The organism is Actinoallomurus acaciae, from assembly GCF_042429965.1.
GTDB lineage: Bacteria > Actinomycetota > Actinomycetes > Streptosporangiales > Streptosporangiaceae > Actinoallomurus > Actinoallomurus acaciae.
Window position 1 is genome coordinate 1 of sequence record NZ_JBHLZP010000219.1, and the last position, 12,889, is coordinate 12,889.

Annotated in this window: 18 protein-coding genes and 1 pseudogene; 7 read left to right on the forward strand and 12 right to left on the reverse strand. The window is 69.8% G+C overall.

The genetic code is table 11. From position 1 onward, the window contains the following. Nucleotides 1-360: 360 nt before the first annotated feature. Genes ACFFNX_RS26220 through ACFFNX_RS26240 form a run of 5 tightly spaced genes read left to right on the forward strand, consistent with a single transcriptional unit; the run spans nt 361 to nt 4,480 of the window. Nucleotides 361-1,950: a protein-glutamine glutaminase family protein gene (locus tag ACFFNX_RS26220; protein ID WP_378207660.1), complete on the forward strand. Its 1,590-nt coding sequence runs from the start codon at nt 361-363 to the stop codon at nt 1,948-1,950. Between the two features lie 25 nt (nt 1,951-1,975). Beyond that, nucleotides 1,976-2,581, forward strand: coding sequence for a hypothetical protein (locus ACFFNX_RS26225; protein ID WP_378207662.1), 606 nt, complete (start codon nt 1,976-1,978; stop codon nt 2,579-2,581). Nucleotides 2,582-2,593: 12 nt separating this feature from the next. Further along, nucleotides 2,594-3,283, forward strand: a complete 690-nt coding sequence (locus tag ACFFNX_RS26230) for a hypothetical protein (RefSeq protein WP_378207665.1) — start codon at nt 2,594-2,596, stop codon at nt 3,281-3,283. Next, nucleotides 3,280-3,864, forward strand: a complete 585-nt coding sequence (locus tag ACFFNX_RS26235) for a hypothetical protein (protein WP_378207668.1) — start codon at nt 3,280-3,282, stop codon at nt 3,862-3,864. The genes ACFFNX_RS26230 and ACFFNX_RS26235 overlap by 4 nt, the downstream gene beginning before the upstream one ends. Before the next feature lie 19 nt (nt 3,865-3,883). Next, the gene (locus ACFFNX_RS26240; RefSeq protein ID WP_378207670.1) at nt 3,884-4,480 is read left to right on the forward strand and encodes a hypothetical protein; all 597 of its coding nucleotides are present in this window, start codon (nt 3,884-3,886) and stop codon (nt 4,478-4,480) included. Here ACFFNX_RS26240 and ACFFNX_RS26245 read toward each other — a convergent pair. The 9 genes from ACFFNX_RS26245 to ACFFNX_RS26285 form a co-directional block, all read right to left on the reverse strand. Then, entirely contained in the window at nt 4,392-5,657 is a 1,266-nt protein-coding gene (locus ACFFNX_RS26245; RefSeq protein WP_378207673.1) for a hypothetical protein, read from the reverse strand. The genes ACFFNX_RS26240 and ACFFNX_RS26245 overlap by 89 nt on opposite strands. Nucleotides 5,658-5,773: 116 nt before the next feature. Next, the gene (locus tag ACFFNX_RS26250) at nt 5,774-6,082 is read right to left on the reverse strand and encodes a DUF1416 domain-containing protein (RefSeq protein ID WP_378207676.1); all 309 of its coding nucleotides are present in this window, start codon (nt 6,080-6,082) and stop codon (nt 5,774-5,776) included. Next, complete coding sequence (locus ACFFNX_RS26255) at nt 6,079-6,918, reverse strand: sulfurtransferase (RefSeq protein ID WP_378207679.1); 840 nt, start codon at nt 6,916-6,918, stop codon at nt 6,079-6,081. The genes ACFFNX_RS26250 and ACFFNX_RS26255 overlap by 4 nt, the downstream gene beginning before the upstream one ends. Before the next feature lie 79 nt (nt 6,919-6,997). After that, nucleotides 6,998-7,420 (reverse strand): DUF4395 domain-containing protein, encoded by a 423-nt coding sequence (locus ACFFNX_RS26260; RefSeq protein WP_378207682.1) that lies wholly within the window; start codon nt 7,418-7,420, stop codon nt 6,998-7,000. Between the two features lie 58 nt (nt 7,421-7,478). Continuing rightward, nucleotides 7,479-7,655 carry a putative leader peptide gene (locus tag ACFFNX_RS26265; protein ID WP_378207685.1) on the reverse strand — a complete coding sequence of 59 codons (177 nt, stop codon included), beginning with the start codon at nt 7,653-7,655 and terminating at the stop codon, nt 7,479-7,481. Nucleotides 7,656-7,676: 21 nt separating this feature from the next. Next, on the reverse strand, nt 7,677-8,105 hold the full coding sequence (locus ACFFNX_RS26270; protein ID WP_378207688.1) for a thioredoxin family protein: 429 nt from the start codon (nt 8,103-8,105) through the stop codon (nt 7,677-7,679). A 34-nt stretch (nt 8,106-8,139) separates the two neighbouring features. Continuing rightward, nucleotides 8,140-8,847 (reverse strand): anti-sigma factor family protein, encoded by a 708-nt coding sequence (locus tag ACFFNX_RS26275; protein WP_378207691.1) that lies wholly within the window; start codon nt 8,845-8,847, stop codon nt 8,140-8,142. Further along, the gene (locus tag ACFFNX_RS26280) at nt 8,844-9,353 is read right to left on the reverse strand and encodes a sigma-70 family RNA polymerase sigma factor (protein WP_378207694.1); all 510 of its coding nucleotides are present in this window, start codon (nt 9,351-9,353) and stop codon (nt 8,844-8,846) included. Before ACFFNX_RS26280 ends, ACFFNX_RS26275 begins: the two co-directional genes overlap by 4 nt. A gap of 80 nt (nt 9,354-9,433) precedes the next feature. Continuing rightward, entirely contained in the window at nt 9,434-10,129 is a 696-nt protein-coding gene (locus tag ACFFNX_RS26285) for an LmeA family phospholipid-binding protein (protein ID WP_378207697.1), read from the reverse strand. Nucleotides 10,130-10,353: 224 nt separating this feature from the next. Between ACFFNX_RS26285 and ACFFNX_RS26290 the strand changes: the two genes are divergently transcribed. Beyond that, the gene (locus ACFFNX_RS26290; RefSeq protein WP_378207700.1) at nt 10,354-10,752 is read left to right on the forward strand and encodes a hypothetical protein; all 399 of its coding nucleotides are present in this window, start codon (nt 10,354-10,356) and stop codon (nt 10,750-10,752) included. Between the two features lie 36 nt (nt 10,753-10,788). Here the strand turns inward: ACFFNX_RS26290 and ACFFNX_RS26295 are convergent, their stop codons facing one another. After that, nucleotides 10,789-11,043, reverse strand: a complete 255-nt coding sequence (locus ACFFNX_RS26295; RefSeq protein WP_378207703.1) for a MoaD/ThiS family protein — start codon at nt 11,041-11,043, stop codon at nt 10,789-10,791. Nucleotides 11,044-11,184: 141 nt separating this feature from the next. On the opposite strand from ACFFNX_RS26295, the gene ACFFNX_RS26300 reads away from it, so the two are divergent. Further along, nucleotides 11,185-11,886 carry a winged helix-turn-helix transcriptional regulator gene (locus ACFFNX_RS26300; protein ID WP_378207706.1) on the forward strand — a complete coding sequence of 234 codons (702 nt, stop codon included), beginning with the start codon at nt 11,185-11,187 and terminating at the stop codon, nt 11,884-11,886. Nucleotides 11,887-11,921: 35 nt separating this feature from the next. Here ACFFNX_RS26300 and ACFFNX_RS26305 read toward each other — a convergent pair whose 3' ends face one another. Together ACFFNX_RS26305 and ACFFNX_RS26310 are read right to left on the reverse strand one after the other, a co-directional pair. Further along, nucleotides 11,922-12,353 (reverse strand): LppU/SCO3897 family protein, encoded by a 432-nt coding sequence (locus ACFFNX_RS26305; RefSeq protein ID WP_378207708.1) that lies wholly within the window; start codon nt 12,351-12,353, stop codon nt 11,922-11,924. Nucleotides 12,354-12,589: 236 nt separating this feature from the next. After that, nucleotides 12,590-12,889: pseudogene (locus ACFFNX_RS26310) on the reverse strand (hypothetical protein); the annotation flags it as partial.

Sequence of the window (12,889 nt, forward strand, 5' to 3'; positions counted from 1 at the left end):
GCTCCGGGCGGTGGGACCCGGCCCGACATGCCACTTCCCGCACCCCACCGGCCCGGTGAGGGTGGACGGCCGACCGCCGTCCCGCCACACGGCGAAACGAAGGGCTTCGGCCCGCCGCCAGATATGACCACTCCCGGGAACGGCGCGTCCGGCCGCCCGTACGACAAGACGGACGGCCCCGCGGTGGCCCCCCTGCTCGACCCGCGCGGCGCGACCGACACCAGGCCCACCGGCCCGCCGCCCGTCGGACGGCCCCCCGAGGGCGCCACCGAACCGCCGTCTCACACCGCGTCCCACAACGCTTCCAGCACGCCCACGACGCCGACGGACCCGTCCCTCCCCAAGCCGCCTCCGCCCATCGTGCACCGCTCCGCCCTGGAGGACACGCTGCACCGCGCCGGGTACAACGACGTCTCGCCGCCGCCCGAGGTGCCGCCGCACATTCTTCGCGATCTTCACCAACAGCAGCGGCTCGGTTCCGTCCTGCCGTCGCGCGCGGCGGATCCGGTCCGGCTGGCCGGCGATCTACGGAAGGCGCTGTATTCGCGGACCGTCGAGGGCGGCGGCGTTCTGGCCCGCCTCCACGAGCTCAAAGGAGATCAAGTCTCGGCCCAGAGGGTGAACGAGGCCTACCGCCAGGCCACAGGACGCGACCTTTGGTCCGACATCGACCGGGCGCGCTCGGAGGGGCGGTTGGACTTCGATCCGGCGCCCTACTTCCAGCACCTGTTTCCCGACCCGGCGACGGGCCACTGGCAGGCGCAACAGGCCGCGTACACACGGGTGGAAGATCCGCAGTTCGCCCGAGACCTCCACAACGCGATCGCGCTCCGCGACGGCCCACGGATCAGCGAACTGCTCAGCCGTGCCGGCCGGAAGCCCGACGAGATCTGGCGGCTCCAGGACAACTACCGAGGCCACTACGGCGCCGATCCGATCGACCATATAAGGGACCGCTTCGGGTACTCCTCGGAGCGTAGCTACCTCACGCATCTCCTCGGCGAGAGTCTCCTGGAGACCTCCGTGCTCTCGATCCCCGAGGCACAGGGCGTCTATGACCGGCTCTCCACCGCGACCTTCAGAACGCAGGACGGCGGCGAGGCCCGGATCCCGTTCGGCCACCCGGAGGACGGTTGTTACGACCGGGCGCACCGCATGGCGAAGCAGCTTTCCGAGTGGGGCTACAACTCACGGAAGGTGTTCGCCGTCCGCGCTCACCCCACTTCCTCGCTCCGGGTCCAGGCCGATACCGCGGCAGGCGCCGTCTGGGGAGACCCGAGGAACATCACCTGGAACTATCACGTCGCGCCCGTCGTCCTGGTCCAGCATCCCAGTGGTCACGTCGTCGAGGTGGTGATGGACCCATCACTGAAGCGCGGCGGCCCCCTCGCAGTCGATGAGTGGCTCGGTCTCATGGGCGTGAGCAGAAACGACTACCTCCGCTTCGACACGATCGGCCCCCTCCCTCCCGAAGTGGCCAAGGTCGTCGACGATCTGGGGTATGGACGGGTCAACAGCGAGACCGCGTTGGTCCTCACCACCCCTCGAGACACCTACTGGGCGGCGAACCCCGTGCGGACACTCCGTGACGCGGAGGCAAGCTCGATGGCCAGTCAAAGCAAGATGGAGGATTACGCCCGCCTCTCGGAGGCCAGGGAACTCGGCAACCGCCTCCGGTACAGCGCGCAGATGAACGGGCAGGCGAGGAGCGAAGCGACGGTGCGCGAGATCGCATACGCCGTCAATAACGACCCGGCATTCCATATGCTGCTGGCCGACGTCCGAGCGGGGCGCGCATGGCCGCCGGACGTCCTGCTGGGCGTCGGCCCGGAGGATTTGAGACTCCGGACGGACATCGCCCAGCGCGCGTACGACATGCTGAGATCGGTGGTAGGCGCGCCGGCCCCGCCGCCATTCCCGCCTCCACGACCACCCCAGCCGCCCCGATGACCGTTCACCGACAGGAGAGTCGCTGATGTCCGAGCATCCGCCCGGCGCCCGCGCGGAATGGCACGACGTGCTGCTCCGGCTCGCGGGGTGGCTGGCCGACGACGACCTGGCCCGGGCACGCGAGCTCCTCGCCGCCGGGCGGCTGGACGAGCTCGCCGAGCTGATCGCGGGCGCCGTCGACACCGGTCTGGTTCCCTACTCCGCCCAGGACGCCGAGCGCCTGCGGCGCCTGCTGGCCGGGTACGGGGACGACCCGTCCCTGGTGGACGCGGGGATACGGCAGCGGATGGAGCCGCCGCCGGGCGAGTTCGCCCCGGTGTCCCCGTGGAGCGTCGGGCCGCGCGTGGTCGACGAGATCGACCAGGCCGCGGTGGACGCCGCGCGGAAGACGACCGTGAGCGGGCTCTGGCGTGTGTGGCGTTACCCGCCGACCGCTCTGCAGCCGCTCCGCCGCGTGTATCTCGCCGAGACCCCGGCGGGTGCCGACCCGGTCGAGGTGACCGGTCTCCTGCAACGGGCCCTGGCCGAGGCGGGAGAGGCGGCTCCGCAGGTCGAGGCGTACACGGCCGGAACCTCGCTGCCGGACTACCACCGGGCGGCGCTCTCCGGCGCGGAAGCGCTGCCGATCTGACGCGGTGATCCCATGAATGAGCGAAGCGAAGAACACGGCACGCCTGGTCTCTCTCCTGTCGGAGAGGGGCCCATCAACGTCTACTACGACCAGCCGGTGGCCCCGCCTCCGCCGGACGAGGTGAACAAGCCCCGCCACCGGCTGCGGGTCGTACTGATCATCGCCGGGGTTCTCGTGGTGCTCGTCGCGATAACCGGGGCGGCCGGCGGGCTGCGGGCGCAGCCGGGCGGGCCGGGCCAGAGTGTCGCGGGACGCACCGTGAACCAGGGGCTGTTCGACGTCCGGATCCTGGACGCGCGGTTCGGGCGGATGAAGCTGAGCTCCTTCGATCCGCTGGAGAACCTCCTCATCGTCCGGATGCGGGTCACCGACCTGGGCGACCAGTCGTACGGCGTCAGCTCGTTCATCGGGGGCGTCGCCGCCGAGCCCAAACCCGGCAAGTACGCCGAGCCCGATCTGATGGCCTCCGAGGGCGACGTCGACGGGCAGAACACCAGTGAGATCCATCCACGGCTGCCCGTCGTCGTGCAGGCCGTGTGGAAGCTGGGCAGCGCCACCCCGCCGCGTACGCTGACCGTGGCACTGCGCCTGTGGGAGTACGGCCAGAGCTTCACCACCGACGAGTACTACTGGAGCGTGACCAAGCAGTCCCCCGTCAAGGCCGAGGTGAAGGTGCCGGTACGCCTGGGAGCGACATCATGACCATGGCACGAAAGGCCGTGGCGGCCGTGCTGACCGCCGGACTGGCGGCGCTGACGATGTGGCTCTACAGCGTCAAACCGCACATCGAGGCGCGCCTGCAGCACCCCCTGGTCAGCAAGGGACGCATCGGTACGGCCGTCGGCACGACGGACTTCAGCGTGAAGGTCGCCAAGGTCGACGTGGCGAGTGCGATCAGCAAGCCGTCGTTCCTGGACAAGGGCAAGGTCATGAAGAGCCTGGGCGTCTTCGTGATCGTGCAGACCCAGATCAAGAGCAACAAGAAGCCGTTCACGCCCGGCCACGTGCGGCTGGTCACGCGAGGCGGCGTGGCGTACGACGAGAGCGGCCGGGCGGACCTGCCGGACACCAGCAGCGAGTTCCAGCCGATGCTGTGGGCGCCGGCGACGTTCATCTTCGAGATCCCCAAGGACCGGCTCGCCGGCGCGCGCCTCGTGGTCGGGACCGCCGACCTCATCAACAACCTGAGCGGTGAGACGTCGGTCGACCTGGGGATCAGTGGCGACCAGGCCGCGCGGCTGGCCTCCCACCCCACCCCCGACTATGAGCTGAAGACATCATGAGCCCGGCGAAGGAGGACTCATGAGCCATGACCCGATGGAGTGGACGATACGGGATCCGCTCGAGGAGACGGTCCCGGACCCGATCGAGCGGCGCCGTCGGCCGGGCAACGGCTCACGGCGTGCGATCGAGGTGGCGGCGGTGATCCTGCTCGTCCCCGGATTCCTCGCGGTCAAGTGGATCGACACGGAGCACCAGTCGGTGGGGTACCAGACGAACGAGAGCGTGACCGTCGTACGCCGTGGCGGCACCGGCACGCTCGGCCGGGTGAGGCTGCGGCTGCTCGGCCGCGACGCGACCGACTCGAAGAGCACCGGCGCGCCGGCCGGTTCCGCGCATCTCAAGCTCGTCGTGGACGCGCAGCCCCTCGACGCCCAGGGCGTCAAGCAACTGCCGACGATCGCGTACACGCTTCGCGACCGCGCGGGGCACGTGTGGTCGGCCGGCGGTGAGACCGACCCCGATCTCAAACCGGCCGTCGGCACCGTGTCGCAGGTGTCGGTCACCGCGACCGTGCCCGCGGGCCTGGTCAGCTCGGTCGTACTCGAGGCACGATCTGGCGGGCTGATGACGCGGAAGCCGTCGGGTCCGACGCAGGTGTTGCGCTTCGCTCACTGACCCGGGTGACGACCATGTCGAACGCCGCGGCCATCAGGCAGACGCGCAGCACCTGGTGGAGGAGTTCGGCGAAGAAGTAGACGACGCCGAGAGCCGGCATCCAGTAGGCGATGGGGTGCGGCCCGAGCAGGTGATAGACGCCGCGCTGGAGCAGAAGCGCACCGTCGTCCAGCCCCGTGAACAGGACGCAGAACACCATGAACGGCAACAGCCCCGAGCGGAAGACCATCCGGAAGCCGTAGACGGTCGGGAGCCACTTGTCGCGCCACTCGCGCGTGATGACCTCCCACGGCGTGTGCGGGCGGTCCATGCCGCTGGCCGAGGCGAGCCCGCGGCCGACCCGGCCACGGCCGAGCTGGGTCTCCTCGTCGGCGTCCACGCCGAGGACGACACCGGCGATGACGAGCCAGACGAGTCCGCCGAGCACCGCCTCCTTGAACGAGGGCCACAGCGCGTCGAACCAGCCGAACGCCGGTCCGCTGATCTCTCCGAGCCAGTGCCAGAAGACCCGGTTCGTGATCCAGCCCGTCAGGTCGCCACGGGCCTTGTTGACGGTGAACAGGCCGAAGAGCGTCCAGTTCACCTCGAACAGCGCGACCGTGATACCGCCGAACCGCGGCCATCGCGGCTCGGCGAGGCGCTCGGCGATGAACTTCAGCACCAGGAAGGTCGCGGTCAGCGCGATCGCGACCCAGACGTGGTGGTCGAGGGCGATGGTCAGCTTCATCGCCTGGATCTGGCCGAAGATGCCGCCCTGCGCGTTGCCCCGGCCCGCCGCCGACTGCTCGAAGTCCTGGGCGTCCTGGGTGAACCAGTTCCAGGCCAGGTAGAAGATCATGAACGGCAGCAGTGCGCGCGTCAGCGCGTCGAGGATCGTCTCCTCCTCCGCCGCCGTCCAGGAGGTGAGGGACTCGTCGAGCTCACGCTTCTTGACCCCGGGCAGGCCGTCCTTGACGCTGTGCAGCATCGCCACCGTCACCCCGAGCGTGACCATGACGATCAGGCTGATGACGAAGATCGGCACCGACGCGTGGTGCAGCCCGAAGTGGTAGCCCCCGAGGAACAGCAGATAACGCAGGACCTGGCCGACCGTGAACCAGAGCGCCAGCGGCACCGCGAAGCGCCCGGCCAGCCGAAGCGTGGTCCAGGGCAGGGTCACGGGGGACGAACGCAGCACAATACGCGATCGTAGCGGCTAACCCCCGGTCGCCCGGATCAGGATTTCAAGCGATTCGAAGTAAAAAAAATCCCGCCGTCCTGACGGACGGCGGGATCTCTCGTGCTCTCAGCGCCTTAGATGGCGACCTTGAGATTGGCGACCTCACCGGTCTGCGCCGTCACCGCGGAGTCGATGCTGACCCCGCCCGGCGCGAGTACGCGCACGGTCCAGTCACCGGGCGCGGCGAAGAACCGGAAGACGCCCTCGTCGCTGGTCACGACCTCGCCGGTGAACTCGCCGGTCGCGTCGAGCAGCCGCGCGTACGCGCCGGAGACGACGTCACCTCCGCGTACGACGGTGCCTTGGATGACCGCCTCGTTCGTCAGATCCACTGTGGCGGGCAGGCTCGCCGTCTGAGCCGGTGCCCCGCAGCCGTCCGTCATTTCGCCTCCCCCAGCTCGATCGGTACACCGACGAGCGATCCGTACTCGGTCCAGGATCCGTCGTAGTTCTTCACGTCCGGCAGGCCCAGCAGCTCGTGCAGGGCGAACCAGGTGTGGGACGACCGCTCGCCGATGCGGCAGTAGGCGATCGTCGCCTTGGACAGGTCGACGCCGGCCTCCTCGTACAGCTCGCGCAGCTCCTCGTCGGAGCGGAACGTGCCGTCGTCGTTGGCAGCCTTCGACCAAGGAATGTTGCGGGCCGTCGGGATGTGGCCGCCGCGCTGCGCCTGCTCCTGCGGCAGGTGCGCCGGGGCGAGCAGCTTGCCGGAGAACTCGTCCGGCGAGCGGACGTCGACCAGGTTCTTGTCGCCGATCGCGTCGACGACCTCGTCGCGGAGGGCGCGGATCGCGGCGTCCTGCTCCTTGGCGGTGTAGTCGGTCTTCGGCCGGGACGGCGTGTCCTGGACGAGGTCGCGGGAGTCCAGCTCCCACTTCTTGCGGCCGCCGTCGAGCAGCTTGACGTTCTGGTGGCCGTACAGGCGGAAGTACCAGTACGCGTACGCGGCGAACCAGTTGTTGTTCCCACCATAGAGGACGACCAGGTCGTCGTTGGCGATGCCCTTCTCCGAAAGAAGGTGCTCAAAGCCGGTCTTGTCCACGAAGTCGCGGCGTACCGGGTCCTGCAGCTCGGTCTTCCAGTCGATACGGACGGCGCCACGGATGTGGCCCTTGTCGTACGCGCTGGTGTCCTCGTCGACCTCGACGAGGACGATCCCGGGGTCATCGAGGTGCGCCTGCACCCAGTCGGCGTCGACCAGGACGTCGGAGCGGCTCATGCTGTGGTCCTCCTAGTTGGAGTGGCATTACGGGTCTTACGGGCACTCGCGGCATGGTCACGAGCCAGGCGAACGCGTCCTAGGACGTCGCTCGCCCAGGGGTGAGCCGGCGGATGAGCAGATAGGCCTCGCAGCCCAGACACAGCCCGAAGGCGGCGTTGAGGAAGGCCGCGACCAGCGCGAACGCGGTGGCGGTCATCCCCAGCGCCGGGATACCCAGGGCGTACCCGACCACTCCTGCCAGGGCGAACACCGCACCCACCCCCTGCGCGAAGCGGGGCGGGGCCTCCGGCTCGAGCTCCTTGGGCGAGCCGAGCCGAGGGCGGACGAGCGCCTGGTAGATCAGGCCGTACGGAGCGCTCCGGAGACCGAAGAGGACTCCGATGAGGAACACCACGGCCTGTGCCGCCAGCAGCAGCCAGCTGCTGGTCACCAAAACGACGATCAGGACGATGGTTGTGAGAACCGCGGCGAAACGCTGGCCTCTAGGGTCGACCTGCATCGGAAGATGCTCCTGATGACGACGGCGAGTGAGACGGGCTACGAGAGGGCCAACCAGCTCAGGCCGTACGACAGAGCGCCGTCGCGACGCGGCAGAAGTCGACTGCCCGCCGCTTGGTCAGCAGCTCTGTCCAGGATCGCACGACACGATAGTAAGCGGCGTCTCGCTCCGCGTAAAATGCCATCTCGCCCATCGAGATCACAAATTTCGCGTTGATCTGCGATGACAGTGCCATGGGATTCATCGTGAGCCCTGCTCAGGCGACGGTCTCACCCAGGGCGGCGACGACGTCGGCCTTACGGGGAAGCCCCGATCCGCGGCGGACGACGTCCCCGTCGGCGTTCAGCACGAGCACCGTCGGAGTGCGCAGGATGTTGAGGCGGCGAACGAGGTCCAGATGGGACTCCGCGTCGATCTCGATGTGGGCCACACCGTCGACCAGGTCCGTCACCTCGGTCAGGACCCGCCGGGTCGCCCGGCACGGAGCGCAGAACGCCGACGAGAACTGCACCAGCGTCGCCCGCGCGCCCAGCGACGCTCCCAGCTCCGTCTCGCCGAGACGCTCCACCTCGCCGTCCTTCCGCTCCGGGCGTTCGCGCAGCACGCCGCCGCGGCTCCGCCACACCAGGCCGAGCGCGGTGGCGATGGCGAGTGCCGCCAGCGCGACGTAAAGACCGATCATCATCTACTCCAAGGAGTGTGCCGCCCCCGGCATTCCCTCAGAGTTTCACGAGTACCAGCCGCCGTCCCTCGGTGGTGAGCACCTCGACCGAGGCGAGATCGCTTCTTTGGATCATCGATGAGCCGGCGAAGCTGGCGGAGCCGTCGAGGTACTGCACCTCCCAGCCGCCCGCGATGTCCTTGCGGCCCTTCTTGTCCGTCGCGACCAGATGGCAGTGAGAGCCCGCCGGCGCGCCGCTCATCCGTACGGTGAACGCGGTCCCCCACAGCTTGGGCTGCATGTCGATCTGGGCGCGGACGCCCGTAGCCGGGTCCTTGGTGCTCACCGTCGTGGTCGGGGCGGTGGTCGCGGCCGGCGGGCGGGGCGGCAGCGGCGGGCGTTCGGCGACGGTGCCGCCGCTCCCCATCGTCGCCCGGACGCCGACGCCGACCACGACGATCAGCGCGGCCGCGGCGGCGATCCACAGGGCGCGTTCCCTGCGTCGCCGGGCGCGGTTCTCGTTCGCGGCCTTGCCCAGGACCGACTCCAGGAGCTCCGCGGGCGGCGGGGCGAGCTGCTCGACCTGCTCCTCGGTGACCCGCCCGAGCATGGCGGGCAGGCCGGCCAGCGACGCGAGCTCGTCCCGGCAGCGCCGGCAGACACCCAGGTGCGCGTCCACTTCGGCGCGTTCCGCGGGCTCGATGGCGCCGAGGACGTACACACCGAGCGACAGCCGCAGCCGCGAGCATTCGGTGCTCGATGTCATGGCGCCAACCCCCGTTCTTCCAGTGCGAGTTTGAGCGCGCGCAGCGCGTAGTAGGACCGCGACTTCACGGTGCCGGGCGGCACGCCGAGCGTCGCCGCCGCATCGGCGACGGACCGCCCCCGGTAGTAGGTCTCGATGAGCACCGCCCGATGCTCGGGGCTCAGGTCGGCGAGCGCCTCGGCGAACGTCCACGACTCCAGTGCGCGGCCGATCTCGTCGGTGGCCGGAACGGCCGCGAGCCCGGCCTCACCGGTCTCGGGCGGACGCGACCGGCGCGCCCGGTGGGCGTCGAGGACGAGGTTCTTGGCCACCGTGAACAGCCACGGCCGGATCGGCCGGCCGTCCAGCGCCTCCGGATGCCGCCACGCACGCAGCAACGTCTCCTGGACCACGTCCTCCGCCTGATGCCGATCACCCTCGGTCAGGCGCAGGACGTAACCCAGGAGCGGCCCCCCGTGTTCGGCGTACAGGGCGCGGAGAAGCCCCTCGTTCGCAGTCGGTCCCACACTCCAGACACGTATCGAAACGGCGGTAGGTTCACCGTAAGTCGCACGGTTCTGGACTGATCCGAACGGGCCGGGGCCCGTCAGCGCTCGGCGAGGCTCTCGAGGTTGACGTGCTTGCCCGTGGTCGTGACGCGCAGTCCGTCCGACTGGATCTGGACGTCGCTGATGGTGGTGTCCGGCGGGAGGCCCTTCACCGGCATGGTGAAGGTGAACGCCTGCTGGACCAGCGCGACGGGGATCGTGGCGCCACCGGCGTCGACCGTCTGCGGCAGCACCCGGATCTTACGTCCGGAGGGCTTCACGGACACGGTGGCGCTGAGCGTACGGCTGATGCCGAGGACGGTCACCGGGCCGTGCACCTGCAACTCCTTGCCCTTGGCCGAGACCTTCATCCCGCGCGGTGCCTGTTTGTTGACGTCGGCGTAGGAGACGGTCGCCGTGGAGGTCGCGGTGTCGGCCACCATCTTCGAGGCGTCGCCGTGGAGGGCGTCGGACAGCGGCGCGTCGACGCCCTTCAGCGTGACCACGGTGTCGGTCAGGTGCACCCCGAGCTGGGTCACGTCGCCGACGTTGACGTCGATCTCGCCGTACCTGCCGTTCAGCGCCTGGTTCAGGAAGGGGAAGCCCTTGATCTTGACCTTGGGCCTGTGGTCGAGGCCGTACTGCGACGCGACCTCCTTGGCTATCTGGTCCTGCGCGACCCACAGCCCGATCCGATCGGCGGCGATGACCAGCCCGATCAGCAAGATCAGGAAGACCACCAGTACCTTGCGCATGTCTCTCCCGTCGCCGATTCGTGATCACACTACCGGCGGCCGAAGCTCCGGCGAGTCACCTCCGGTGATGACGTCCGCGGGCGTCGAATCGCTCCACCGTGCTACACGCGTCCCGGTCGATAGGGTGACCGCGTGATGTCCCGCGCCTCCATGCCGACCGTGTGATGGCGGCCTCGGCAACCGGTGTGTTCGACGTCGCGACGCGGTTCTTTCACGGATTCCGGATGGGGCCGATGGCGGCCGCCCCCGCCGGCAGCGTCTCGTGGCGGGCCCGGCTCCGGTTCGACTATCTCCACGCCCTCCCCCGGGCGCACGTCGGCGGGACGAGAACCCTTTACCGAGGGGACGGCCGTTCCGCGGACGTCGTGTTCACCGAGGGCTTCCGGCCCTCCGGCGGTCACGGCCGCGTCGTCTTCGCCTCGCCCCGCTGGCTCACCGCGCGGCGGACACCGCGCGGAGCGGGGAACGTGTACCGGATCCGCGCTCCCGGTGGCGGCCGCCCCTCCGGTCAGCTGAGGTCGGTGGAGTTCCTCGAGGGGATCGACACCCGCTACATCGAGGGCCTGATGACCTCGGACGGGACGCGGATCGCCCGCGCCAACGCGAACTTCCGCCCGTCCTGACGAGCCGGACGTCCGCCGGAGGCCGGGGCGGCCCGGCTATCCGCCGGCGAACGGAGGCAGGACCTCGACGGTGGCGCCGTCGGGAAGGTCGACGGAGGCCGGGTCGCGGGTGCCGGCCGGGTCGCCGTCGATGAGGAAGGAGGAACGGGCGATCACGCGCTGGAAATCGTCGCCCCGGCCGGCGGCCGCCGTCGTCAGCGCCTCCCCGAGCGTCGCCGCGTCGTACGGCTCCTCGGCGACACCGGCCGCCGCCCGTGCGGCGGCCCAATATCTGATCAGGCCCTTCGCCATGGGTCACCCCTTTCTATGGTCTACACCACTCGGTGATGAGCTGCCGACCGTCATTGGATATCCTCCCGTAGTAGGGATCCGGGCAGCGCTGCCCTCGGGTCCTCGACGTCTTTCTGGGGGCCGCCAAGCGAGGAGGCCGTATTGAGCACTCTGCTGCTACTGACGAACGTGCTCGAGCCGTCCGACGAAGTACTGCCGGCGCTCGGGTTGCTACTCCACTCGGTCCGCGTGGCTCCGGCCGAGGGGGTGGCTCTGATGGACGCGCCCCCGTCCGACGTGGTGATCGTTGATGCTCGCCGCGATCTCGCGCAGGCCAAGAGCCTGTGCCGGCTGCTGCGCACCACGGGACTGGACGTACCCCTGCTCGCCATCGTGACCGAGGGCGGTCTCGCGGCGCTCACACCCGAGTGGGGTCTGGACGACGTGCTGCTCCAGACGGCGGGTCCGGCCGAGGTCGAGGCCCGGCTGCGGCTGGCCGTGGGGCGCACCACGGCCGCCGAGCCGGACGACGTGCCCGGCGAGATCCGTCGCGGCGAGCTGACGATCGACGAGGCCACCTACAGCGCCCGCCTGCGCGGGCGCGTGCTCGACCTGACGTTCAAGGAGTTCGAGCTGCTGAAGTACCTCGCGCAGCATCCGGGCCGGGTCTTCACCCGGGCCCAGCTGCTCCAGGAGGTCTGGGGCTATGACTACTTCGGCGGCACCCGCACCGTCGACGTGCACGTACGACGGCTGCGGGCGAAGCTCGGCCCGGAGTACGAATCGCTCATCGGAACGGTCCGCAACGTCGGTTACCGGTTCGTCCCGGACCATCGCGCCGAGGAGGCACCGGCGCATCACTGAGCGTCAGGGGCCGCCCGGGGCGCCGGGCGGCTCCCTCAGACGCCCTTCATGCACAGCACGTACTTCGGCTCGTTGAACCAGACCGCGTACGTGTAGTCGGTCGAGTCGCACCGTTTGATGTCGGTGGTGCCGTCGATGCGGTCGACGATCTTGTAGTGACCCGACGTGCACGTCGAGATCAGCAGGCGCGGCTTCTGGGCGGTGCCCGTGTTCTTCACGCACTGCCCCGGCTGCGGGTCGAACACCGGCGCCGCCGTCGACGGCTCGTCGGACGGCGTCTCGGACGGCACCGCCGGTGGACTGTAGGCCGGTGGACTGTAGGCCGGCGGCGTGAGGGTGGTCGGCGGACTGTACGAGGGCGGTGCCGCCTTGGGGTGCTCCGGCTCGTCGGAGCCGTACAGGAACGCCAGTCCGAGTCCGCCGCCGATGAGCACCACGAACACGGCGATGACGACGATGACCACCACACCGCCGTTCTTCGGCTCGGGCGGGCCGGGCGACGGCCCTCCCCACCCAGGCGGTCGAGGCGGTCCGGGTGGAGGACCGGACCCCGGGCCCGGAGGTCCGCCGTACGGCGGCTGCGGGGGTTGCACAGGAGACCCACTCCCCAGAGGGCGCGCGTTGATTCCGGGTCGATCGTAACGACTGAGAAATCCCTACATTCGGCGGTAAGACGTCCGGACGAGCAGCTTGGTTCCTTGCCTCATCGCTGCCGGTACGGGCCGTAGGGGAAGGCGGCCGGCGAGGAGTCGTCCTGCTCGGGCCGCGCCGGGCGGCCGTACGGGTCGCGCTCGTACCGATCCTGCCCGTACCGGCCCTGCTCATACGAATCCTGCTCGTACGAATCCTGCTCGTACGGGCGGCCGTACGCGTCCCGCTCGGGCCGGCGGTAGGACTCCGGCGGATGGGACGGGTACGCCGGCCGCGCGGGCGGCAGGGCCAGGGGGCTCTCCCCCTGCGGCAGCGCCGGCCGCCGGTCGTACGGCCGGGGCGGCGGGTGCAG